Source organism: Nostoc sp. (assembly GCF_036919495.1).
Classification (GTDB): domain Bacteria; phylum Cyanobacteriota; class Cyanobacteriia; order Cyanobacteriales; family Nostocaceae; genus Nostoc.
The window spans coordinates 18,257-38,440 of record NZ_JBALBZ010000049.1 but is presented as its reverse complement, the minus strand read 5'-3'; the positions used below and the strand labels follow the sequence as shown (position 1 = coordinate 38,440).

Here is a 20,184-nt window from a genome sequence, read left to right as displayed (position 1 = left end):
GTGCAGGTAATTACTGATTTGTGAGCGTAAGATTTAGGTTAATTTCCTAACATTTTATCTCGCAGATGTTTAATGCGATCGCGCAATTTTGCCGCCTCTTCAAATTCCAGTTTCTTCGCTGCCTCTTTCATCTGCGCTTCTAACAACGTAATCAACCCTGGAATCTGTTCTAATGGCAGTTCATCTATATGTTCATCTACAACTTTTAAGTCAGTTGCATTTAAGCGCCGAGAGACATCTAAAAAAGCCAAAATCGCATTACTTGATTTTTTCACTATCGGTTGTGGTGTAATCCCATGCAATCGATTATGTGCTGTTTGAATACCACGCCGTCTATCTGTTTCATCAATGGCTTTAATCATGCTACCTGTCAGATTATCGGCATACAAAATTGCTTGTCCCTGGATGTGACGCGCGGCTCTACCAATAGTTTGAATTAAAGAACGCTCCGTTCGTAAGAAACCTTCTTTATCTGCATCCATAATTGCTACTAAGGAAACTTCGGGTAAATCCAAGCCTTCCCGCAGCAAGTTTACACCTACTAATACATCAAATTTCCCCTCGCGCAAGTTCTGCAAAATTTCAATGCGTTCAATAGAAGTAATCTCGGAATGTAAATACCTTACCCTTATACCGTGGTCTTGCAAATATTCGGTTAAATCTTCCGCCATGCGCTTAGTTAATGTGGTAATTAACACTCGCTCATGGCGATCGGCTCTATCTTTAATTTCTCCCAACAAATCATCAATTTGTCCTTCTGTGGGACGTACAGAAATTTCTGGATCAACCACCCCAGTTGGTCTAATCACTTGCTCAACTACACGATCTTCAGAAATTTCTAATTCCCAATTTCCGGGAGTTGCTGAAACAAAAATACACTGATTCACCTTTTGCCAGAATTCTTCTGCTTTTAAAGGACGGTTATCAGCAGCACTAGGAAGCCGAAATCCATGTTCAATTAAAACTTTTTTTCTAGCTTGGTCCCCGTTATACATGCCGCGAATTTGTGGCACTGTAACGTGAGATTCGTCTATAACTAGTAGCCAATCTTTGGGAAAATAATCAATTAAACATTCTGGCGCTTCTCCAGCTTGTCTTCCTGCTAAGTGACGGGAATAATTCTCAACGCCGTTGCAGTAACCTACTTCGCGCAGCATTTCTAGATCATAGCGTGTACGTTGATCTATGCGTTGCGCTTCTAATAGTTTCCCAGCTTGTTCTAAGTCTAGTTTTTGCTGTTTTAATTCGGCTGCAATGTCATTACAAGCTACTTCTAATCGTTCTTCTGGGGTGACGAAGTGGCGTGCGGGGTAAACATTCACCGCTTCTAAACTTTTTAGAATTTCACCTGTCACTGGATCAATGTAGCGAATCGCATCAATTTCATCACCAAAGAACTCGACACGAATAATTCGGTCTTCATAAGCTGGGCCAATTTCTAAGACATCACCACGGACGCGAAATTTTCCCCGACCCATTTCTATGTCGTTGCGGCTATATTGAACATTTGCCAAATCCCGTAAAATTTGGCGCTGATTTACTTCCATACCTATCTGAAGGGGGATGGCAGCTTTCAGATATTCTGCTGGCATTCCTAAACCGTAGATGCAACTGATGGAAGCAACGACAATGACATCACGGCGTTCAAAAAGCGATCGCGTTGCCGAATGCCGCAACATATCTATTTCATCATTAATTGCCGCTGTTTTTTCAATATAAGTATCGGTAACGGGAATATACGCTTCTGGCTGATAATAATCGTAATAGCTAACGAAATACTCGACTGCATTGTTGGGGAAGAAATCCCGCAACTCGTTACAAAGCTGTGCAGCAAGGGTTTTATTATGCGCTAGAACTAAAGTAGGCTTGCCAATTTTCTCAATAACTGCTGCTACCGAAAATGTCTTACCAGTTCCAGTAGCTCCTAGTAGAGTTTGGTAACGATTACCCGCTTGGATACTAGCAGTGAGTTGTGCGATCGCTTGTGGTTGATCGCCTGTGGGACTAAAGGGAGCTTGAAGACAAAATTCTGTCATACAGTTTTGCTGTTAATACCCTATCTCATGGTGATGATTCCGCCCTGTATCCATTGTAGCTGGGTTATTAGAGCAAATAAATAGTAATGATTCTTTACAAAAATTATTTATTTAAATTTCCTTATGTATCAGTTTTAAAGATTCTTATATCTATATGAGGTTTTTTAAGGTTAAACTCTAATATATATAGGAAAAAATTTCATCTTTCCTTAATTATTGTAAAATTCAATTAACAAACCAGAGGTTTTCGTTTATGACTATTAGCAACGCTGGCAAAGCAACTAGTTCTCGGCAAAAGTATGCCAAGTCTTTAGGAGAAGCTACAGAGGAAGTTGAAAATCAACAAGACCAGAGCTTGAATGCTGATAAAGTCGATGAAGTTAATGAACTGCCAGTGGGAGCTTCTGGAACACTCGCCATTTCTGGAATTCGTCCTATAGGGGCTAGCGACTTAGAAGTTGCTGAACACCTCTCAATTGCTGGGGTGCGTCCCGTTAGCACCAGTAGCTTGGAAATAGTTGAAACCTATAACTCAATGGGCATTCGTCCAATTGGTGCTAATACATTCCAAGTTGTTGAAAGTATTAATCTCTCTGGGGTTCGTCCAATTGGCTCAAGTTTATTGGTAATTGATGAAAGCTATTCCACCTTCGGTAATCGTCCAATAGCATCAAATGAGATTGACAATTCTGAAAGCCTGATGGGTTTTCTAGATTAGACAAATAAAAAATCCCCATAATTTTATTAACCCAGTTTCTATACAAAACTGGGTTTTTTATTTAAACAGTTAAAAATAAGATTACCATATTTGCATTGGTTCTATGTCTTTTAGCATAGGTAACTGAATTATTCTTACTTTAATTTACATTAAGCCAATAGCCAGGATGCTTACTACAACTAACTTTCTTAATTACGGATTACGGATTACGAATTACGAATTACGAATTATTAGAATATGCCTTGTGGTGGAAGGCTTTAGCAAAAACTTTAAGCTAGTCTGTAAAGGTAATAACAAAAGATTTCAAAGCTGTAAACAAACTTTGAAATAATTTTTTGATTAAATCAGGAGTACAAAATGAGCATAGAAGATCGCGCAAAAGCAGCTGCTAAAAATGTTGAAGGTAAAGCCCAAGAAGCTTTAGGAAATGTCACTGGAGATCCAGAAGATAAAGCTAAAGGTAAAGCAAAGCAAGCTGAGAGCGAAGTACGTCACGGTATTGAAGATGTGAAAGATAATGTCAAGAAAAATATTGACTAAGAAATAATTACAGATTTTTTGCGAAAATAGGGATATAAATGGGGTGAATTCCATTTTTGCAAAAAAGCATGAAGGATTGAAGATTCAAGTCTATACCTCTTTCTTCTCTTCTTAGCAAGTTTGGAAAGTTAAAGAAATAGCTTGATTTGCAGAATTCCTTGTAGAGACGTAATTTATTACGTCTCTACATTAAAAAAGAAATATATTACAAATTAGAGGAATAACCGCTATATATTCCAAGTTTATAAAAGCAATTAGTTTGAATATAAAACCTATTCTATCTGTTTGTTGTTTAAAGTGTTTTTTCAGGAGGTAAAAAAATGATTCTGCTTCAGCAAAGTCGCAAAATATTGGCGACTTTCCTTTTAATCGGCGTACTGATGATAACTACCGCTTGTGGTGGTACAAGTACAATGTCACGAGTTGACCGCTCAACTACTCCCTCAGCAATTGGTCGAGATGTAACTTATGCAGAGTTAGAGCGAGGCAATACCCCAGGAGGGCAAACCTTTGGTAACTGGGTTGTCCAAGCATCTCAAGGGTTAGTTCAGGACGCTTTTGTTCGTGATAACAACAAACTGGGTGTTGTGATTTCCCCTAAAGTTCGTCCGAACGAAGTGCGACCATTAGCAAAATCTTTAGTTCAAGGTTTTCATAAAAACTTCCCAAAACAAGACTTGAAGGTTTTGATTTACGCACCTGATAAGCAATTGATTTTGACTACTGAATATGACACTCAAACTAATCAAGTCAAGTATACCTAATTGCTGTATTTGCAATGGAAACTTGAAGATAGGTTGATGAATTTGGAATTAAGGCTTGGAAATATTAGCCATCCAAAGAGTTTGATAAAAAAGGAGATTATTAAAGTGGCAACCAGCGAAGATTACAAACGTCAAATAATGAAAGATTTGGCTAAAGGCGATGTTGAATCTCTGGATGATACTACAGCCGAATCAACGACGGAATACCAAAATTTTGATGATTTTGCTCAACGGACAACACCAGATCAACGTCGCCACTTATTTGGTAAATCTTTACATCCCGATCGCATTCCAACCAGCCAAATGGAGCCAGAATTACAACAGGCGATCGCACAAATTAAACCCAATGAACGGGATGATGTAGCAAGAGCCTTTTTCAAACACTTGAAAGAAAGAAAACTCGACGAGAAGCATCTAGAGCAACAGTTGGGACTTTCTACACACCACCCCAGCCGCATGAGTGCTGATGATGTTAGCAAACTAGCGTCTTTTGTGTATCATAACCATCCCGACATTTTCCGCGAAGTGCTGGCGGAGCAACCAGGGATTATCAAGTTTCTTAGTAATCCTGTAGTAGCAGGCATTCTCGGAATTGCGGCGGCTAAGTGGTTGGGTGGTCGCAAGTAAGTTCTGACATTTTAAGTTTGGAGGATGAGTAAGAGATTAGGTGGGTAATAACCCACCTTTATTTTTTGCTTATTAAAATGAGCCAGATAAGCGATCGCTAAATGGCAATATCTACCACGAGCCTAGTTGCTGCAACTTTGCCCTGAAAATCATTCCAAATATCAAAAAACTGTAGTAATATACCACAGGCATTAACTAACTTTAGCTACATCTGATTATTAACGCTGTTAAATTTACTGAGAATATACCGTGAGCCTAACTCTTTATTTCCTCCGTCACGGACAAACAGAATGCAGCCGCAATAATTCCTTTTGCGGTTCCATAGACTCAGAACTTACCCCAGAAGGGTTGGAGATGGCAAAGGCTTTTGCTGACGCATATAGTTCTATGGATTGGACAGCAATATTTTGTAGTCCAATGCAACGAACTGTATTGACAGCAAAACCTTTATGTGAAGCAATAAAGATAGAACCACAACTCAGAGATGGTTTAAAGGAAATCAACTATGGTCAGTGGGAAGGAAAAACGCCAGAAGTAATTAGCCGTGAATATCACGATGATTATATTCGCTGGTCAGCAGATCCGGCTTGGAATGCTCCTACTGGTGGAGAAATGGCTGTGACAATTGCTTCTCGCGCCTTGCAGGTAATTGAAGAAATTAAACAAAATTACACTAGTGGCAATGTTTTAGTTGTTTCACACAAAGCAACCATCAGAATTATGCTGTGTAGTGTACTGGGGATTGATGTGGGACGCTTCCGTTTTCGTTTGGGATGCCCTGTTGCTTCGGTGAGTATTGTAGAATTTAGCTCACATGGGCCACTGTTAAAGGTTTTGGCAGATCATAGTCATTTGAATGAACAATTACGAAATTTACCGGGAACGTGAGAGAAGTTAGGAGTTAGGAGTTAGGAGTTATTATTTTTACCTTGCTCCCCCTCGCTATCTGTCTCAGTGTATTTGCAGAGAACGTTTATTCCAATTTTCAAAATATATAACACGACAATTGTGGCGATGTCTACGACGGGCTACGCCTACGCACCATCAATAGGTATGCCATGTACTGCTGCAATGGCAACCAGTGAGCCAATGATACTATTGAGCAGAGAACCACTACCAGGGTTATTAGTGTATTCTTTGATTTTGCCCCGTAATAGCACCAACACTTGTTCGCTTGCCTCTAGAAAAGGTTCACGCTCAAGGGCATCATCTACAATGATGTTGGTGTCTAACAAGATTTTCACAGATTATGTTTCTCCTTTAAAGCTTCCCATCGAGCTTGGTCTGGGTCAAAGTCTGGTGGTGTCGGTGGGGCATTTTCAAATAAACCTTCAAATGCTTTGACTTTAGACTTTCTTCTCGGCTTTTCTGGCTGTGACTCAGTAGAAGTTTCCAAGGATGGAACTGGCTGCAAAATAATCACTTCCACCTTTCCAGGAGCAATATTTAGAGGTTCGTCAATAATTAAATGGCCTGATTCATCAATTGTGGCGTTCAGCTTGTAGGCTTGCATACTTTTGCCCTTTTTGTTTCTAGGATAGAACACTGCTGCTATCAATATTGCGAAAATGTTGCGATCGCACTTCCAAATGACTAGCTTGTAGTGGTCAAAACGATCGCTTTAGTCATGAAAACGATCGCATTGGTTATGAAAATGACGATGTTGGTTACAAAAATGATCGCTTTGGTTATGAAAATGATGATTTTGGTTATGAAAATGACGATGTTGGTTATGAAAATGATGATTTTGGTTATGAAAACGATCGTTTTTGTGGCAAACGCTTATGCGATCGCAACCAATGCTTAAACAAAACTTATGAATGAGTAAGACGCGTTAGTTGAGTAGCTGCAATATCCCCGACTTCTTGAAGAAGTCGGGGATCTGAATCAACCTAGCCTATCTCGTGCTGTCCAAATTGCCTCGCGCACCTCTCCAGCGCACTCTCCACTCGTCGCCTTGCGCCAAATGGCTTGAAATTGACTTTCTCCTAATTGCTTGAGCATACGGGCTAAATTATCGGTCTGATAACCAATCCAATCTTGATTATGCTGTAGGCCAATGGCTAAAACACAAATGTAAATTTGCAAAGCTCCAGAGTAATTTTCTTGAGCTTCTAAAACCCTCCCACATTTCCATAGTATTGCTGAAGCTTTATACCAATCGTGGAATTTTTCAAAAACTTCCCAGCCCTTTTGATAATACTCAATTGCTTCTGCAAACCCCTGCTGGTCTTCGGCTAACATACCCAGTTGATGATAAATACTGGCAGCACTGTACAAACCCTTTGCATCTTCATAAATTTTTAGTGCTTTGAAGTAGTAATCAACTGCCACATCAAGCTGCTGTTGTTCTTGAGCTACTACGCCCATCTGGTAATATTCATCAGCAGCACTATACAAATCTTTTGTATCTTTGTAAATCTTCAGTGATTTGAGGTAGTAATTAACTGCTACTGTCCTGGTTCCTGGGTAATTTGATGCTAGCTTAATTTGGGTAATTTACGCAGAAGCGCAAAAACGCAGATTCAGTTTTTGTAGGTTTTAATTCAGTACAGATACAGCGATAATGTAATCAAATCATCACCGAGTTGTTTCATGCTGGCAATTATTGAGACTATTGTATTACGTCAAATGGCTTCAGGCGATCGCCTATCCTTACAACTATACAAATTCATCGGCGCTCAACCTGGTAAAAAGGTTTACATTCAATCTAATCTGCACGGTGCAGAAATCGCTGGTAATGCCGTTATTCACCAGCTAATTGAGTTTTTGCTAACAATAAATGATACAGATTTAGCTGGAGAAATTTGGTTAGTTCCCGTTTGTAATCCAATGGGGACGAATGAACGCGCTCACCATTTCTCCCCTGGTCGTTACTGCGTTTACGAAGCCAAAGACTGGAATCGCATATTTTGGGACTACGAGAAAGAAGCTGATGATTTAGTCGCTTTTACTAAATCTCAACTTCATATTGATTTAGAGATAATTCGACAAAATTATCTAACTATAATTAAGCAAAAATTCGCAAACATTTTAGAAAAAATTAATTCTTCTAGTGGTGTTCCTTACACTGAGCTTTTTTCCTACAAGCTACAAAACCTGAGTTTAGATGCAGATTACTTAATTGATTTACATAGTTCTACCAATCAAGCTTTAGACTACCTTTATTACTTCCAAAATCGAGAAGATAGTGCAAAATACTTCCAACTCGATTTCGGAATCTTGCTTAATAAATATGATGGTGATGCTTTTGATGAAGCTTTTATCAAACCTTGGTTAGCACTGGAAGCTTGTTTTAAAGAGTTGGGTAGAGAAATCAAGTTTGATGTGGAAGCTTGGACGCTGGAATTAGGAACAGGAATGCAAATGAACCCTGATTCAGTCGCTAAAGGTGTACGGGGTGTGAAAAGTTATTTAGCACAAAAAGGTGTACTGCAAATGTCTGATTTATCAGGTGACACAAAAACTCATGAAATGACTTTTGCATCTAGCAGCAACCGGAAAAAATATTATGCGATCGCAGGTGGTATGATTCAATCCAGAATCGAATTAGGTACTCAAGTAAAAGCTGGAGACAAGCTCTATCAAATTCTCAGCTTTAATAAAGAAGGTAAACTACCTAATGTAATTGATATCTGCGCTCAACATGATGGATTGGTTTATGATGTCGCAACTAATCAGGCTGTGAATGAAGGTGAATTTGTATTGGGAATTGTTAGTTAGGGGATAGCGCCAACACAGAAAACTAGCTTTTTTAATTTCCAACACCTGTGCAATATCAAACTCTACTAAACTTTGTACTTTGATAGGCACAGCTATGCTGTGCCTATACCATGTATATTTAGTCTCCCAAATAAATACCCATACCACGAGCAGTTTTAACTAAAGTACCATTGGGATCGACGGCACTATATTGAGCGATCGCTTCTGTAATTGGTACACTTAATACTTGGCGATTTTGCCAAGTCACCATGCGATCGTATTTATCCTCTGCAATTAGATTAACTGCCGCAACACCAAAAGCAGTTGCAACTAATCTATCTAATGGTGAAGCAGTTCCACCCCGTTGAATGTGTCCTAAAACTGTGACTCGCGTTTCTACGCCAATGTGTTCAATAATTTTATCTGCTAAATATTCGCCAATTCCACCGTATCGAGATTGGCCTAAGCGATTTGTAATTGTCACATTTTCCCCATCGTGGGTACGAACTGCTTCAGAAACAATTATCAAACAATAGTTTTTGCCTTTCTCTTGGCGTTCTTTAATTTTGTGGCAAATATGCTCAACTGTGTAAGGGATTTCGGGAATTAAAATTACATTTGCTCCCCCCGCAATTCCCGCAGCTATTGCTATGTGTCCGGCATCACGCCCCATTACTTCCAAAATCATGACTCGGCTATGACTTGCAGCAGTAAAATGTAATCTATCTAATGCTTCTGTAGCAATATTAACTGCTGTATCAAAACCGATAGCGTGTTCAGTAACACCAATATCGTTATCAATTGTTTTGGGAATACCTACTAGATTAATCCCACCTTGTTGAGCGAGGCGGCGGAGAATTGCCAAGCTACCATCGCCACCAATACCAATCAAAGCGTCTAAACCTAGCTCATGATAACCTGCAATAATTTCTTCGGAGCGATCGCATAAACTTCCATCCGCCATTGGAAAAGCAAAAGGGTCGCCTTTATTGGTTGTCCCCAACATTGTGCCACCCGCAGTTAACAGCGAGTCAACTTGATCAACTTCTAGCTTGGTAAATTGTGGGGGATGCGCCATTAATCCTAAAGTGGCTTGACGAATTCCCAAAACCTCCCAGCCGTAAGTATCCACAGCACAATTCACTACAGCCCTAATCACAGCATTTAAGCCAGAACAATCACCTCCACTGGTAAGAATTCCTATGCATTTGGGTTCTCCCATATTTTTTATTGACATTTTGATCCAAATATATTGAGTAGTCAATGAAACTTAAGCCAAAGTTAGCAGCAGATTAAACCTAAGCAAATGCGCTCCTTATAAATCCAAAGTAATTTTATGTTTGTTTTGTATCTAAAAACAAAACAAAGTTATCTCAGCTGTAAAATATAGGTGTATAGGCAGTAGTAGATTAAACCTCGGCAAAAGTAATCCCTAAAAATGCCAGGGGAATTTTATGCTTGTTTTGTGTCTAAGAAAAAACCAAGTTATCCCAACTGTAAAATATGAGGGTGGAGCCAAAGGTGACTAGTATTGATAATTACAACTTCTCTTTTTCAGGAGAAGTAGCAATTCCACAGGCTTCTCCTGAATTCAAATCAGGTTTTATCGGCATTGTTGGTCGTCCTAATGTCGGTAAATCTACTTTAATGAATCAATTAGTAGGGCAAAAAATTGCCATTACATCACCAGTAGCGCAAACAACACGTAACCGTTTGCGCGGCATTTTAACTACACCAGAAGCGCAATTAATTTTTGTAGATACGCCAGGAATTCATAAGCCCCATCATCAATTGGGGGAAGTATTGGTGCAAAATGCCAAAATTGCCATTGAATCAGTAGATGTAGTGCTATTTGTAGTAGATGGAGCGGTAGCTTGTGGAGCAGGCGATCGCTATATTGCCGAATTGCTATGTCGCAGTAAAACACCAGTGATTTTGGGCGTTAATAAAATCGACCAACAACCATCCGATTCTCAGTTTCTAGATGATAGTTACGCTCAGATGGCCCAGTCCCATGAATGGGAAATCGTGAAATTTTCTGCCAAGACGAGTGCAGGATTACCGCAACTTCAAGAATTATTAATTGAACATTTAGAAATTGGGCCGTTATATTACCCGCCAGATTTGGTAACTGACCAACCAGAACGCTTTATTATGGGTGAATTAATCAGAGAACAAATTTTATTATTGACTCGTGAAGAAGTACCCCATTCAGTAGCGATCGCTATTGACCTAGTAGAAGAAACTCCCAGCATCACCCGGATACTTGCTACCATCAACGTTGAGCGCGATTCTCAAAAAGGCATACTCATTGGCAAAAGTGGAGCAATGCTCAAAGCAATTGGTAGCGAAGCCCGCGAACAAATCCAAAAGTTAATCTCTGGTAAAGTTTACCTAGAATTGTTTGTGAAAGTTCAGCCAAAATGGCGACAGTCGCGGATCAGTTTAGCAGAATTAGGCTATCGCGTGGAAGAATAAAAAAGTTAGTCATTGGTCATTAGTCATTGGCAAGCAAAAAAGCAAAAGATGAATAACTAATAACTAATAACTAATAACAGATGACAAATGACTCTTAATAAATAAAAATGTCTTTAGATACTCGCTATCCCTTAAATTTACCCGCCAATGCTCCGCCGTTGCGCGTGTTAATTGTCGAAGATGATCCGATGATGCAACTCGGATTAGAGCAATCATTAATGGCTCATCCTCAGTTAGAGATTGTTGGACAAGCAGAAGATGGTTATTTGGGAGTTCAAGCAGCACTACAACTGAAACCTGATTTAGTGGTTATGGATATTGGGTTGCCGCGATTGGATGGCATTGCAGCAACACAGCAAATTAAGGCGGCGCTGCCAGCAACTCATGTGGTGATGCTGACATCTCATCAAACGGAGACAGAAATTATTGCAGCACTCTCTAGCGGTGCAGATGCATATTGCATCAAAGGTGCAAGTGTGGAACGATTGTTAAGTGCGATCGCAGCCGCAGTTGATGGTGCAGCCTATCTCGATCCCCAAATTGCGCGGCGAGTAATCGATAATCTCAAACCGCCTTCACCCACCACCAATACAGCCAATTTATCTGGGCGCGAGTTAGAAGTATTGAAACTGATGGTAGACGGCTTGAGTAACCCGGAGATTGCCGAAAAACTCTATCTCAGTCCCAACACCATTAAAACTCACGTCCGAGGGATTATGAACAAATTAGCAGTGGATGATCGCGTGCAAGCAGCAGTTGTGGCACTGCGTTCTGGGTTGGTTTAGAAAACAAATGCAGCAAAAGTAAGATTACTGATGTATCCAAACTTAATAATGAATTCCCTATTTTCTACCCTCAAAGCCGCGAAAAATGGCGGAAATAGTTAGAAAAAAACCATCGCAATATTAAAGAACTTATAGAACAAGGTTTGATGACTACAGTTTAAGCTGCAAAACAAGATAGCTCATAGAAGATGTTAGATGCGATCAAAAAATAGTGCCAAAGAAGCTTAACTCCTTTGGCACACTTTCTTTATAACTATATATTTTATCGCCTCATGCGCGGTTTTTAATTAAGATTACTTGGATAATTTGTATTGCTATCTCGCTAGAAACACCTAAAGCTTGATATAAATCATTTAAAAAGTTTTTTTCTTCTTCAGCTACGATACCTTCAGATAGAACTAGATCGGTGGCTACTGCAAAGGCTGCTTCCCGCAAGTCTTGAGATAGAGCATCTTTAGCCGCATTAAATAAATTATTAAAGCCATCTCCTTCGAGAATGCCCAAGATTTTCTCAAACAGCTTGTTCATCATCTCATGGGGATAACTTTTAAAAAGTTTCATCCGAGACAGCACAAAACTGATAGAATTGGCTTCCTCAAAAGAAAGATAACCGTCTGACGCCGTTGCTGCCAAAACAATGACAGCAAAAGCCTCCGCAGGATTGAGTGCTGTTTTAGTTTGGCTTTCTGTGCCCAACACAGCGTCAAATAGACCCATTGTAGTAACTCCTTGGTTAGAGCCTCAATAGCGCTACAGTTACCTGCCTGTTTGGTAGATTTACAGGCAAGAGTGCAACGCTATGAGACTTTCATGCTTTAGTATTCCCAGGATTTGTTTATGGCGAACACTTGCACCCAATGGTTTTTGGCAATAACTACACTGCCATTTGTAAACTACTTAGCGTTCTTCTGCCTTTTCTATTGTTTCAATTACCGCCAAACCTATACCAGAAGCTGCTATTAACAGTACTACTGATATTAAATAAGCGTTGGTCAGCATCCGTAGGGCTTCATCAAAAAAAATGTAGGTGGTCATTGCTTCACCTTTTGAAATTTGTGCTGCTAGTACTTTTTATTTCTCCACACACCGATAGGTGAATTTCGCCGAGAAACTGCTAGCAATTGCATCTTAACAAAACTTTAGCTGTTTCAGAACAACATTCAAACTTTTTATTTCTGAAGATTTGATGAATTTTAGAAAGCCTTGGTAAAAGAAATTACTTAGGTTGAGTTTAGAGCAAAAGTTGTGCCGCCCTAATTTTACGTAAAAATAGCTGTTAAATTAGTCAACTAACTCACAAATAATTATGAGAAGAAGTATCCACAAATTGTTTATTTTTGCAGATTATGTTGTGAAATCCAAAGAAAACACACAAAAAGATTCCCAGTTTATAAGAGAAATTGGGAATTTGAGCCACAAAGAAATAGGATTATTATGATCTCAGTGCATGTACGAAAGTCACTCAATTACGAATTCCGAGGTTTTACCTAAAAAAAAGAAAGTAAAGAAAGTATCTAAAGTAAACAATTTTCAATTGTCGCTACAACTGATTGAGAAAGAGAGTCAAAGTCGTAACCACCTTCTAAGCCAAACAGAATTTTACGAGTTATCCCTAGACAATAATCAGTAAATAAAGCGTAGTCTTCTGGCTGCAAATTGATACTTGCCAAAGGATCTGCGGCATTACCATCATAACCAGCACTCACAATTAGCAAATCCGCCTGAAAGTTAACTAAAAAGGGTACAACCTGTCTTTCAAATAGTGGCTGATATACTGCAATATCACTACCAGGGGGTACAGGTAAATTTAATACATTATTATGAAAGCCGCGTTCTGTCGATCTTCCAGTACCAGGATAGCAGGGATACTGATGTAGGGAACAGTAGGCGATGTGTGCTTGGGTTTCAACGATCGCCTGAGTACCATTACCATGATGTACATCCCAATCGAGGATAGCGACGCGGTTAATTCCGGGTTGTTCGAGGGCAAATAATGCCGCGATCGCAGCATTAGAAAATAGGCAAAAGCCCATCCCTGCATCACTTTCTGCATGATGTCCTGGGGGACGTGCTAGTACAAAAGCTGGATTAGCCGACTTTAACACAGCCTCAACACCATCCAACCATGCACTTACTGCCAACAATGCCACATCATAACTACGCGGGGAAACTGGCGTATCTCCATCCAAAGGGCCGCCACCACTAGAAGCGATTTGCCAAAGTTTTTTGATGTAGGCTGGGCTATGGGCCTTAGCTAACATAGACATCAGTGATGGCTGTTCTGATGCTGGTGTAGGCGATCGCCAGTCAATTTGATCTGCGAATGTAGCTGCTTTTAGGGCAGTAGCGATCGCACTTAAACGTTCTGGTCTTTCAGGATGGTATTTTCCAGTCTTGTGATCTAAAAATTCGTCGGAATAGATGACTGGCAGCATAGGACGAAAAAGGTTGACAGCAAGACAATGAATGCTATTGTATCGTCACTGGTACAAACAGTTTTTCTTTAGTATTAGTTACTGTGTCAAGCTAAGTTTGCTGGATTATGTAACGTAGACGCATTCGCAAAGCGTCTCCAAGAGTTGCGGCTTGTCGCAGGATACCGCAGAGGCACAATGTTGCGAAGCTTCCCTAAATATAGATTCGTATCAAAAGTAAATATATCTTAAGAAGCATTTAAATAAATAAACCCAGCAAATATACTGTTATGAGACATGTAGATAATTTTAACTTTGATAAATTGTATTTAATAAAATAAAAATCTCAGCAGGTTGGGCTTGCTCCAACTTTGTACTTTGGTCAGTAATGGAAAAATTTGATTGCTGTCTCATCATTGATAGATAAATTAGTAAATCAAGAAAACAAGTTCTGCAATACTTAATTTACAACGTGTCTACTTTTGCAATTAACCCGGCGATTCCCTGCTCAATAGGGACTAAAGACTTGAGGAAGGCATGGGATTTGCTTCCCTAGTTTTTTCCTTCACAGCTACGCTTCATAGTTATGTGAGTTGAGCAACATGAACGTGGATGGATTTAGCCAGCAGATAGAGAAATTGTACTCAAAGATACAGGGGCTATTGCAATGCAATGAAACTAAGGCAAACTCACAAGAAGAGATAATAACAGAGGCTATTGAGGAACTCCACACTGCAATGGAAGAACTATTGACAGCCTCCGAGGAGTTAGAAATAACACGAGCCGCAGCAGAGAAAGAGCGCCAGCGTTACCAAGATTTGTTTGAGTTCGCTCCAAATGGTTATTTGGTAACTAATGCCGTAGGGACAATCCAAGAGGCTAACCATGCAGCAGCAACTTTGCTCGGTGTCCACCAAAAGTATCTAGTAGGTAAACCATTAATTGTCTTTATTGCTCAACAAGACCGCCAGTTCTTTAGCCTTCATCTGAACAATTTCCAGCAGCTACTGAACTGGGAAATTAACTTACAACCACGGGGAGGAGAGCCTTTCCCAGCTATGATTAAGGCGTCTGCGGTGTACGACTTACAGAAGAAGCAGATTGGCTGGCGTTGGTTGCTGTGCAACATCAGTGAGCGCAAACAAGCTGAAGAAATGTTGCACCAAGCTTACGATAAGTTAGAAATACGAGTAGCAGAACGGACAGCAGAACTGGTAAAAGCAAATCAGAAATTGCAAACTGAAATTACAGAGCGTAAACGAGTCGAATCACAACTGCTGCACCTTGCGTTTCATGATGGGCTGACGGGTTTGCCGAACCGCGCTGCATTTATGAACCGCTTAAGACGTGCAATCGATTATTCAAAACGGCATTCAGATTATTTATTTGCTGTACTATTTATCGACCTAGATCGCTTTAAGCTGATCAATGACAGTCTAGGACACATGAAAGGAGACCAATTTCTGCTTGCTATTGCAAATAAGCTAGAAATATGTCTACGCTCCATAGATACAGTTGCACGCCTTGGGGGAGACGAATTTACCATCCTGCTTGAGGGAATCCAAGATGTGTCAGACGCCATCAAAGCGGTTGAGCGGATTCAACAGGAACTAGCGTTACCCTTTTATCTTGACGGACAAGAAATGTCCGCAACGGCAAGTATTGGTATTGCGTTGAGTTCGACAGTAAGCTATGAACAGCCAGAAGAACTTTTGAGGGATGCTGATACGGCAATGTACCGAGCCAAGGTACTGGGCAGAGCGCGTTACGAGCTATTCAACTCAGATATGTATGCTAATGTTCTGGCAAAATTGCAGTTAGAGACCGAGTTACGCCGAGCAACTGAACACCTTGAGTTTCGAGTTTATTACCAACCGATTGTTTCGCTCACCAAAGGCTCTATTTTAGGTTTTGAGGCTCTGTTGCGCTGGCAGCATCCAGAGCGTGGTTTGCTTAATCCAGCAGATTTTATTCCCCTTGCAGAAGAAACTGGACTAATTTTCTCTATTGGCAGCTGGGTGTTAAATGAAGCCTGTCGCCAAATGCAAGCTTGGCGGATGTGTCATCATTCCAACTTGCTAGAGAAAATCAGTTTCAATCTCTCCCTCAAGGAATTTTCCCAGCCAAATTTGATTGAGCAGATTAGGCAAGTTTTGCGCTCAACTGGTCTTGATGCTGCTAATCTAATGCTAGAGATTACTGAAGGCGTAATTGTGGAAAATAGCGATAAGGCAACTGCTGCACTTTTACAACTTCGAGAGATGGGCATTGAGTTATCAATTGATGACTTTGGTACGGGCTACTCCTCATTAAGTCATCTTTATAACTTTCCGATTAGTGTGTTGAAGATTGACCGTTCTTTCATCAGCCTGATGAGCGCTAATAGGAAAAACTTAGAAATTATTGAGGTAATTATTACATTTGCACACAAACTGGGTGTGGATGTGCTAGCCGAAGGAGTAGAGACAAAAGAGCAATTAGCACTTCTAAGAAAGTTGAACTGTAAATATGCTCAGGGACATTTTTTCTCTGTTCCATTAAATAGTTCAGCAGCAGAAGCATTAATTATGACAAATCCTCGGTGGTAAGGGTTATTTAAAAATTAATTCGTTATTTGTATTTCAAACGGGTATATAGCGCCAAACCAAAGTGAGGATTTGTTGTAATCTAGTTTTGTAAAAGAGACTTTGACTGAAACAAAACCACTTGATAGACGAATGCGAGTGCGTCTTTGCAGCACAGGGGGAAGTGAACTACCCCGTAATAATTGGTCATTGCCCTCGTTACCGTAGTTACTACCCATCACATTAACAAGCTCTCTCGTTTTTCCTTTATCCCTTTTGTTCAATGACTCTCAACTTTCGCTAAATTGGAAAAAGGTAAACTTAAGGGAATTTTAAATGTCAGCACAATTGTTACTGGTGGATGATGAACCAGGGATACGGGAAGCCGTGAAAGACTATTTGCAAGAGAGCGGTTTCAGCGTTCAAGTCGCCAGTAACGCCCTTGAAGGTTGGGAATGGATGCAAATGAATACACCTGACTTAGTGATTTCTGATGTCATGATGCCTCAGGTGGATGGCTATCAGTTCCTCAAGCAACTGCGAGAAGACCCCCGCTTCCAAGCACTACCCGTAGTATTTTTAACTGCTAAAGGTATGACAGGCGATCGCATCCAAGGGTATCATGCTGGTGTCGATGCCTATCTACCCAAACCTTTCGATCCAGATGAGTTAGTGGCTATAGTCGAAAATTTACTAGCCCGACGCGCCGCTAAAGCTGCAACTACAGGAGATGATGTTGAAACCCCCGATCTTGCTGAACTAGCTAATCAGATTGCCCAAATTAAGGCATTGTTAACTCAAAGAAGTGCCATTTCCCAATCGCCAGCCCCTTTTAAAATTGATTTGACTCCTAGAGAACAAAGTGTTTTAAACTTGGTCGCTGAAGGGTTGATGAACAAAGAAATCGCCCGTCGCTTAGAAACCAGCGTCCGCAATGTAGAAAAATACGTCAGCCGTTTGTTCAGTAAAACTGGCACCAATAGCCGTACAGAGTTAGTTCGTTTCGCCCTAGAACACGGTCTTGCTAAGTAGACAGTTTTTAAATTGGGCATTAGGCATTGGGACATAGGAGGCAGTTTTTGCTGGAGGCAGAAATTCTTGAATTTTGAATTTTGTTAGCGCAGCGTTAGCGAGTCCGCGTTCGCGCAGCGTCTCGTAGAGAGCGTCATTTTGAATTTTGAATTGATTTCTCCTCCTGCCCCCTTCTTGTGGGTAATTGGCAATAGGTAACTGGCTGTTAAACCATAACCTATTACCAGTAATAGATAAAACATAAGTATTTCAGCAAATCAGGCACTTAGCTAAAGTAAAAAGCTAAAAGTAAGGTTATTTATTTTCACTTTAGTCTTTTAGGTTTTCATTGAATTCGCGCCTGTTGTCCAATTCCCCATCTGTAAAGACACAGAATTTTCTTGTTCCTACAATGTTTTTATAAAAACTCGGTAAAATGCACCCGGCTGAATTTGCTCTTAGATTCTACCAGTACCCTTTGCTACAAAGTTTTTAATAGAGAAACTGTTCCTGGGACTCCGTGCTGCTAAATAAGACTTTCACAAAGGAGAAATCACAATATTTTATGAATTCTACTTACTGCTTAGTTTTTATTGCAACGGGGCTATACGATCAACATTTGATTTGATGCCCAATTCATGTTTTTTCGCTACTTAAATTACACCTTTAAGGCTGGGGATTTTCAGCAGCATTACGCAAGCGCATCAGTTGGCGTCGCATTTGAGGTGAAGCTTTAAACTCGGACACTTCCTGCGCTTTAACAGACGCTTGCAGTGTCTCTAGAAAGTCGTCAGAACCCTCGGTCAAGGCATCAAGTAATACCTGTAACAGTTGTTCGCGATCGCCCAATAGACTCTTTTCCTCAATCAACCGAAATTTGAGATGGATTTCGCACTCATAAACACCTACTTCGAGATTATTTATCTGGCGTGGTAATGCTTTGGAGTTCATAGCTATTGAGATTCCTTTACTTGGTGGTCATGAGGGTAAGGAGGTAGATGCCCAGCAAAATTCTTTATATCTTCTTTGAATCTAAAGTGCTTGAATTAAGAATTTTTCTTCATCAATCACCTTTGTATTCCATTTCAGTCTCCTGTGTTTTATTTTCAAGCTAGATTTTGATGTGACTGTGCCAGATATAGCTTATGGTAAGCCATAACTATTATTCAGTTTTTAAGATTCTACACAATAAAGTTTCTGTAAGAAGTTGTCCGGTCTTTTTAAAGGTTTTTACATCAACTTTATATGAACGTCAAGAACAGTTTGACTTGTTACTTGAATTTTGGTGTTTATACGTAAGTAAAATCGCTTAATTTTTTTGAACTTATTAAAGCCAGAGGTCGATGTAGCCTTATTCAGTAAAATTACTTGATGTACGTTTTTTGCAATAGAAAATTTTGCAGAAATTGATGAGCAGAATAATTAAGGTAAAAACTTTTGTTCTCCATAAAAAAATGTACACAGATCAAATTATTCCTGGTGAGTGCTTGACTCTACTGGCTTTTAGGCTTCATGAGTACGAAAATCTTAGCAGTAGGTAAGATTAGCACACCACTTTGACTTGTTTGTATACGCCAAATAAAAACACTCTCACCAGTAATTTTTACAAAAAAATAATTGGACTACTGTCAGTACTCGCTACTAATTGTGTCTTCAACTCCTAACAGAAGTAGTAAGTTAATCAGTACAGGTGATATTTTTACTTATGCCCATTCAATATACCCTTTTGAAACTGAGTTCAAAGCTTGTAAATTGAGAGCATTCAAGCTTGAATATAGCGTTTACAATAATTTCAGTGTAATCCACCCAAATCTTACACCCTCTTATGGATAACCCGATGCTGCTCAAGTCCACAACCCGGCATGTCCGCATTTTTGCAGGCGAAATTGACCGGGATGGCGAACTGATTCCCAGTGAACAGGTCTTAACGTTAGATATTGACCCAGATAACGAATTTAACTGGAACGAAGATGCGCTGCAAAAAGTTTATCGAAAATTTGATGAACTAGTAGAAGCATCTAGTGGCGCAGACCTTACAGACTATAACTTGCGCCGTGTTGGGTCAGACTTAGAGCATTATCTGCGATCGCTCCTGCAACTCGGCGAAATCAGCTACAATCTATCTGCCCGCGTTACCAACTACAGCATGGGAGTCCCCCAAGTCGCAATTGACGACAAACAATAAGCGAATGAGTTGGTAGCGATTTAGTTGAACTTTTCTGACAATTCAGATTCATCTGGAATCCACGAAAAACCTAACACCCTAACCCTCTTCCTGCGTTGGGAAGGGGGAAAATTAATCTGTGAAGCTTTGCAATCTCCCGAGAAAGAACCCGAAAACGAGATTACCAGATTTTTAAAGCCTCTTCATTAGTCAGCTACTTTGAGTAGTTCACTTATCTTAATTCTTAATTAAAGTTAATTCTTGCTATCCTACTTATAAACTAAATAAATACCAAGATTATCTGCCTCTTGATGATGGGGTAATTCAGCAAAATCTTGGGGCGCAGTTATGCTTGGGTTATGCTTTGCTAACAGGGTTGGA

20 protein-coding genes and 1 pseudogene are annotated in these 20,184 nt (G+C 40.0%); 12 read left to right on the top strand and 9 right to left on the bottom strand.

The genetic code is table 11. The features are described from left to right. Positions 1-38: 38 nt before the first annotated feature. Positions 39-2,036 (bottom strand): excinuclease ABC subunit UvrB, encoded by a 1,998-nt coding sequence (gene uvrB / locus V7K25_RS06490; RefSeq protein ID WP_335156158.1) that lies wholly within the window; start codon positions 2,034-2,036, stop codon positions 39-41. A gap of 253 nt (positions 2,037-2,289) precedes the next feature. Here uvrB and V7K25_RS06485 point away from each other — a divergent pair, with 253 nt between their 5' ends. From V7K25_RS06485 to V7K25_RS06465, 5 genes are all read left to right on the top strand, one after another. Further along, positions 2,290-2,754: a hypothetical protein gene (locus tag V7K25_RS06485; RefSeq protein WP_335156156.1), complete on the top strand. Its 465-nt coding sequence runs from the start codon at positions 2,290-2,292 to the stop codon at positions 2,752-2,754. A 357-nt stretch (positions 2,755-3,111) separates the two neighbouring features. After that, entirely contained in the window at positions 3,112-3,294 is a 183-nt protein-coding gene (locus tag V7K25_RS06480) for a CsbD family protein (RefSeq protein WP_099103871.1), read from the top strand. 320 nt (positions 3,295-3,614) lie between these two features. Next, positions 3,615-4,058, top strand: coding sequence for a hypothetical protein (locus V7K25_RS06475; RefSeq protein ID WP_335156154.1), 444 nt, complete (start codon positions 3,615-3,617; stop codon positions 4,056-4,058). 105 nt (positions 4,059-4,163) lie between these two features. Next, positions 4,164-4,685 carry a hypothetical protein gene (locus V7K25_RS06470; RefSeq protein WP_335156152.1) on the top strand — a complete coding sequence of 174 codons (522 nt, stop codon included), beginning with the start codon at positions 4,164-4,166 and terminating at the stop codon, positions 4,683-4,685. Positions 4,686-4,934: 249 nt separating this feature from the next. After that, positions 4,935-5,573: a histidine phosphatase family protein gene (locus V7K25_RS06465; protein WP_335156150.1), complete on the top strand. Its 639-nt coding sequence runs from the start codon at positions 4,935-4,937 to the stop codon at positions 5,571-5,573. Positions 5,574-5,593: 20 nt separating this feature from the next. Here the strand turns inward: V7K25_RS06465 and V7K25_RS06460 are convergent. Together V7K25_RS06460 and V7K25_RS06455 are read right to left on the bottom strand one after the other, a co-directional pair. Then, positions 5,594-5,929, bottom strand: a pseudogene (locus tag V7K25_RS06460) (hypothetical protein). After that, entirely contained in the window at positions 5,926-6,198 is a 273-nt protein-coding gene (locus V7K25_RS06455; RefSeq protein ID WP_251959623.1) for a hypothetical protein, read from the bottom strand. Before V7K25_RS06455 ends, V7K25_RS06460 begins: the two are co-directional and overlap by 4 nt. 90 nt (positions 6,199-6,288) lie before the next feature. Between V7K25_RS06455 and V7K25_RS06450 the strand changes: the two genes are divergently transcribed. Further along, a complete protein-coding gene (locus V7K25_RS06450) occupies positions 6,289-6,492 on the top strand; it encodes a hypothetical protein (protein WP_335156148.1) in 204 nt (67 codons plus the stop codon). A gap of 80 nt (positions 6,493-6,572) precedes the next feature. Here V7K25_RS06450 and V7K25_RS06445 read toward each other — a convergent pair whose 3' ends face one another. Next, positions 6,573-7,175: a tetratricopeptide repeat protein gene (locus V7K25_RS06445; RefSeq protein ID WP_335156196.1), complete on the bottom strand. Its 603-nt coding sequence runs from the start codon at positions 7,173-7,175 to the stop codon at positions 6,573-6,575. Between the two features lie 105 nt (positions 7,176-7,280). Here V7K25_RS06445 and V7K25_RS06440 point away from each other — a divergent pair, with 105 nt between their 5' ends. Next, positions 7,281-8,408 carry a succinylglutamate desuccinylase/aspartoacylase family protein gene (locus tag V7K25_RS06440; RefSeq protein ID WP_335156146.1) on the top strand — a complete coding sequence of 376 codons (1,128 nt, stop codon included), beginning with the start codon at positions 7,281-7,283 and terminating at the stop codon, positions 8,406-8,408. Positions 8,409-8,526: 118 nt separating this feature from the next. Here the strand turns inward: V7K25_RS06440 and V7K25_RS06435 are convergent, their stop codons facing one another. Further along, the gene (locus V7K25_RS06435; protein WP_335156194.1) at positions 8,527-9,609 is read right to left on the bottom strand and encodes an ATP-dependent 6-phosphofructokinase; all 1,083 of its coding nucleotides are present in this window, start codon (positions 9,607-9,609) and stop codon (positions 8,527-8,529) included. Positions 9,610-9,890: 281 nt separating this feature from the next. On the opposite strand from V7K25_RS06435, the gene era reads away from it, so the two are divergent. Next, entirely contained in the window at positions 9,891-10,865 is a 975-nt protein-coding gene (era, locus tag V7K25_RS06430) for a GTPase Era (protein WP_335156144.1), read from the top strand. 107 nt (positions 10,866-10,972) lie between these two features. Further along, positions 10,973-11,650, top strand: a complete 678-nt coding sequence (locus V7K25_RS06425; RefSeq protein WP_109008954.1) for a response regulator — start codon at positions 10,973-10,975, stop codon at positions 11,648-11,650. Positions 11,651-11,920: 270 nt separating this feature from the next. Here the strand turns inward: V7K25_RS06425 and V7K25_RS06420 are convergent, their stop codons facing one another. From V7K25_RS06420 to V7K25_RS06410, 3 genes are all read right to left on the bottom strand, one after another. Further along, the gene (locus tag V7K25_RS06420; protein WP_335156142.1) at positions 11,921-12,367 is read right to left on the bottom strand and encodes a tellurite resistance TerB family protein; all 447 of its coding nucleotides are present in this window, start codon (positions 12,365-12,367) and stop codon (positions 11,921-11,923) included. A gap of 180 nt (positions 12,368-12,547) precedes the next feature. Further along, positions 12,548-12,685: a hypothetical protein gene (locus V7K25_RS06415; RefSeq protein ID WP_229471698.1), complete on the bottom strand. Its 138-nt coding sequence runs from the start codon at positions 12,683-12,685 to the stop codon at positions 12,548-12,550. A 479-nt stretch (positions 12,686-13,164) separates the two neighbouring features. Then, the gene (locus V7K25_RS06410) at positions 13,165-14,085 is read right to left on the bottom strand and encodes a histone deacetylase family protein (protein WP_335156140.1); all 921 of its coding nucleotides are present in this window, start codon (positions 14,083-14,085) and stop codon (positions 13,165-13,167) included. A 581-nt stretch (positions 14,086-14,666) separates the two neighbouring features. Between V7K25_RS06410 and V7K25_RS06405 the strand changes: the two genes are divergently transcribed. Continuing rightward, the gene (locus V7K25_RS06405; protein ID WP_335156138.1) at positions 14,667-16,652 is read left to right on the top strand and encodes a sensor domain-containing protein; all 1,986 of its coding nucleotides are present in this window, start codon (positions 14,667-14,669) and stop codon (positions 16,650-16,652) included. A gap of 312 nt (positions 16,653-16,964) precedes the next feature. Continuing rightward, entirely contained in the window at positions 16,965-17,660 is a 696-nt protein-coding gene (locus V7K25_RS06400) for a response regulator transcription factor (RefSeq protein WP_335156136.1), read from the top strand. A gap of 645 nt (positions 17,661-18,305) precedes the next feature. Here the strand turns inward: V7K25_RS06400 and V7K25_RS06395 are convergent. Further along, complete coding sequence (locus V7K25_RS06395) at positions 18,306-18,590, bottom strand: Npun_R1517 family heterocyst differentiation transcriptional regulator (RefSeq protein ID WP_118166493.1); 285 nt, start codon at positions 18,588-18,590, stop codon at positions 18,306-18,308. An 874-nt stretch (positions 18,591-19,464) separates the two neighbouring features. Here V7K25_RS06395 and V7K25_RS06390 point away from each other — a divergent pair. Next, positions 19,465-19,824 (top strand): NAD(P)H-quinone oxidoreductase subunit M, encoded by a 360-nt coding sequence (locus tag V7K25_RS06390; protein WP_100900765.1) that lies wholly within the window; start codon positions 19,465-19,467, stop codon positions 19,822-19,824. Positions 19,825-20,184: the final 360 nt, after the last annotated feature.

What these genes read in the sequence shown, in the direction of transcription:
- uvrB (WP_335156158.1), bottom strand. Translation starts at nt 2,036, where the DNA reads ATGACAGAATTTTGTCTTCAAGCTCCCTTTAGTCCCACAGGCGATCAA.
- V7K25_RS06485 (WP_335156156.1), top strand. Translation starts at nt 2,290, where the DNA reads ATGACTATTAGCAACGCTGGCAAAGCAACTAGTTCTCGGCAAAAGTAT.
- V7K25_RS06480 (WP_099103871.1), top strand. Translation starts at nt 3,112, where the DNA reads ATGAGCATAGAAGATCGCGCAAAAGCAGCTGCTAAAAATGTTGAAGGT.
- V7K25_RS06475 (WP_335156154.1), top strand. Translation starts at nt 3,615, where the DNA reads ATGATTCTGCTTCAGCAAAGTCGCAAAATATTGGCGACTTTCCTTTTA.
- V7K25_RS06455 (WP_251959623.1), bottom strand. Translation starts at nt 6,198, where the DNA reads ATGCAAGCCTACAAGCTGAACGCCACAATTGATGAATCAGGCCATTTA.
- V7K25_RS06440 (WP_335156146.1), top strand. Translation starts at nt 7,281, where the DNA reads ATGCTGGCAATTATTGAGACTATTGTATTACGTCAAATGGCTTCAGGC.
- V7K25_RS06435 (WP_335156194.1), bottom strand. Translation starts at nt 9,609, where the DNA reads ATGGGAGAACCCAAATGCATAGGAATTCTTACCAGTGGAGGTGATTGT.
- era (WP_335156144.1), top strand. Translation starts at nt 9,891, where the DNA reads ATGAGGGTGGAGCCAAAGGTGACTAGTATTGATAATTACAACTTCTCT.
- V7K25_RS06425 (WP_109008954.1), top strand. Translation starts at nt 10,973, where the DNA reads ATGTCTTTAGATACTCGCTATCCCTTAAATTTACCCGCCAATGCTCCG.
- V7K25_RS06420 (WP_335156142.1), bottom strand. Translation starts at nt 12,367, where the DNA reads ATGGGTCTATTTGACGCTGTGTTGGGCACAGAAAGCCAAACTAAAACA.
- V7K25_RS06415 (WP_229471698.1), bottom strand. Translation starts at nt 12,685, where the DNA reads ATGACCACCTACATTTTTTTTGATGAAGCCCTACGGATGCTGACCAAC.
- V7K25_RS06410 (WP_335156140.1), bottom strand. Translation starts at nt 14,085, where the DNA reads ATGCTGCCAGTCATCTATTCCGACGAATTTTTAGATCACAAGACTGGA.
- V7K25_RS06405 (WP_335156138.1), top strand. Translation starts at nt 14,667, where the DNA reads ATGAACGTGGATGGATTTAGCCAGCAGATAGAGAAATTGTACTCAAAG.
- V7K25_RS06400 (WP_335156136.1), top strand. Translation starts at nt 16,965, where the DNA reads ATGTCAGCACAATTGTTACTGGTGGATGATGAACCAGGGATACGGGAA.
- V7K25_RS06395 (WP_118166493.1), bottom strand. Translation starts at nt 18,590, where the DNA reads ATGAACTCCAAAGCATTACCACGCCAGATAAATAATCTCGAAGTAGGT.
- V7K25_RS06390 (WP_100900765.1), top strand. Translation starts at nt 19,465, where the DNA reads ATGGATAACCCGATGCTGCTCAAGTCCACAACCCGGCATGTCCGCATT.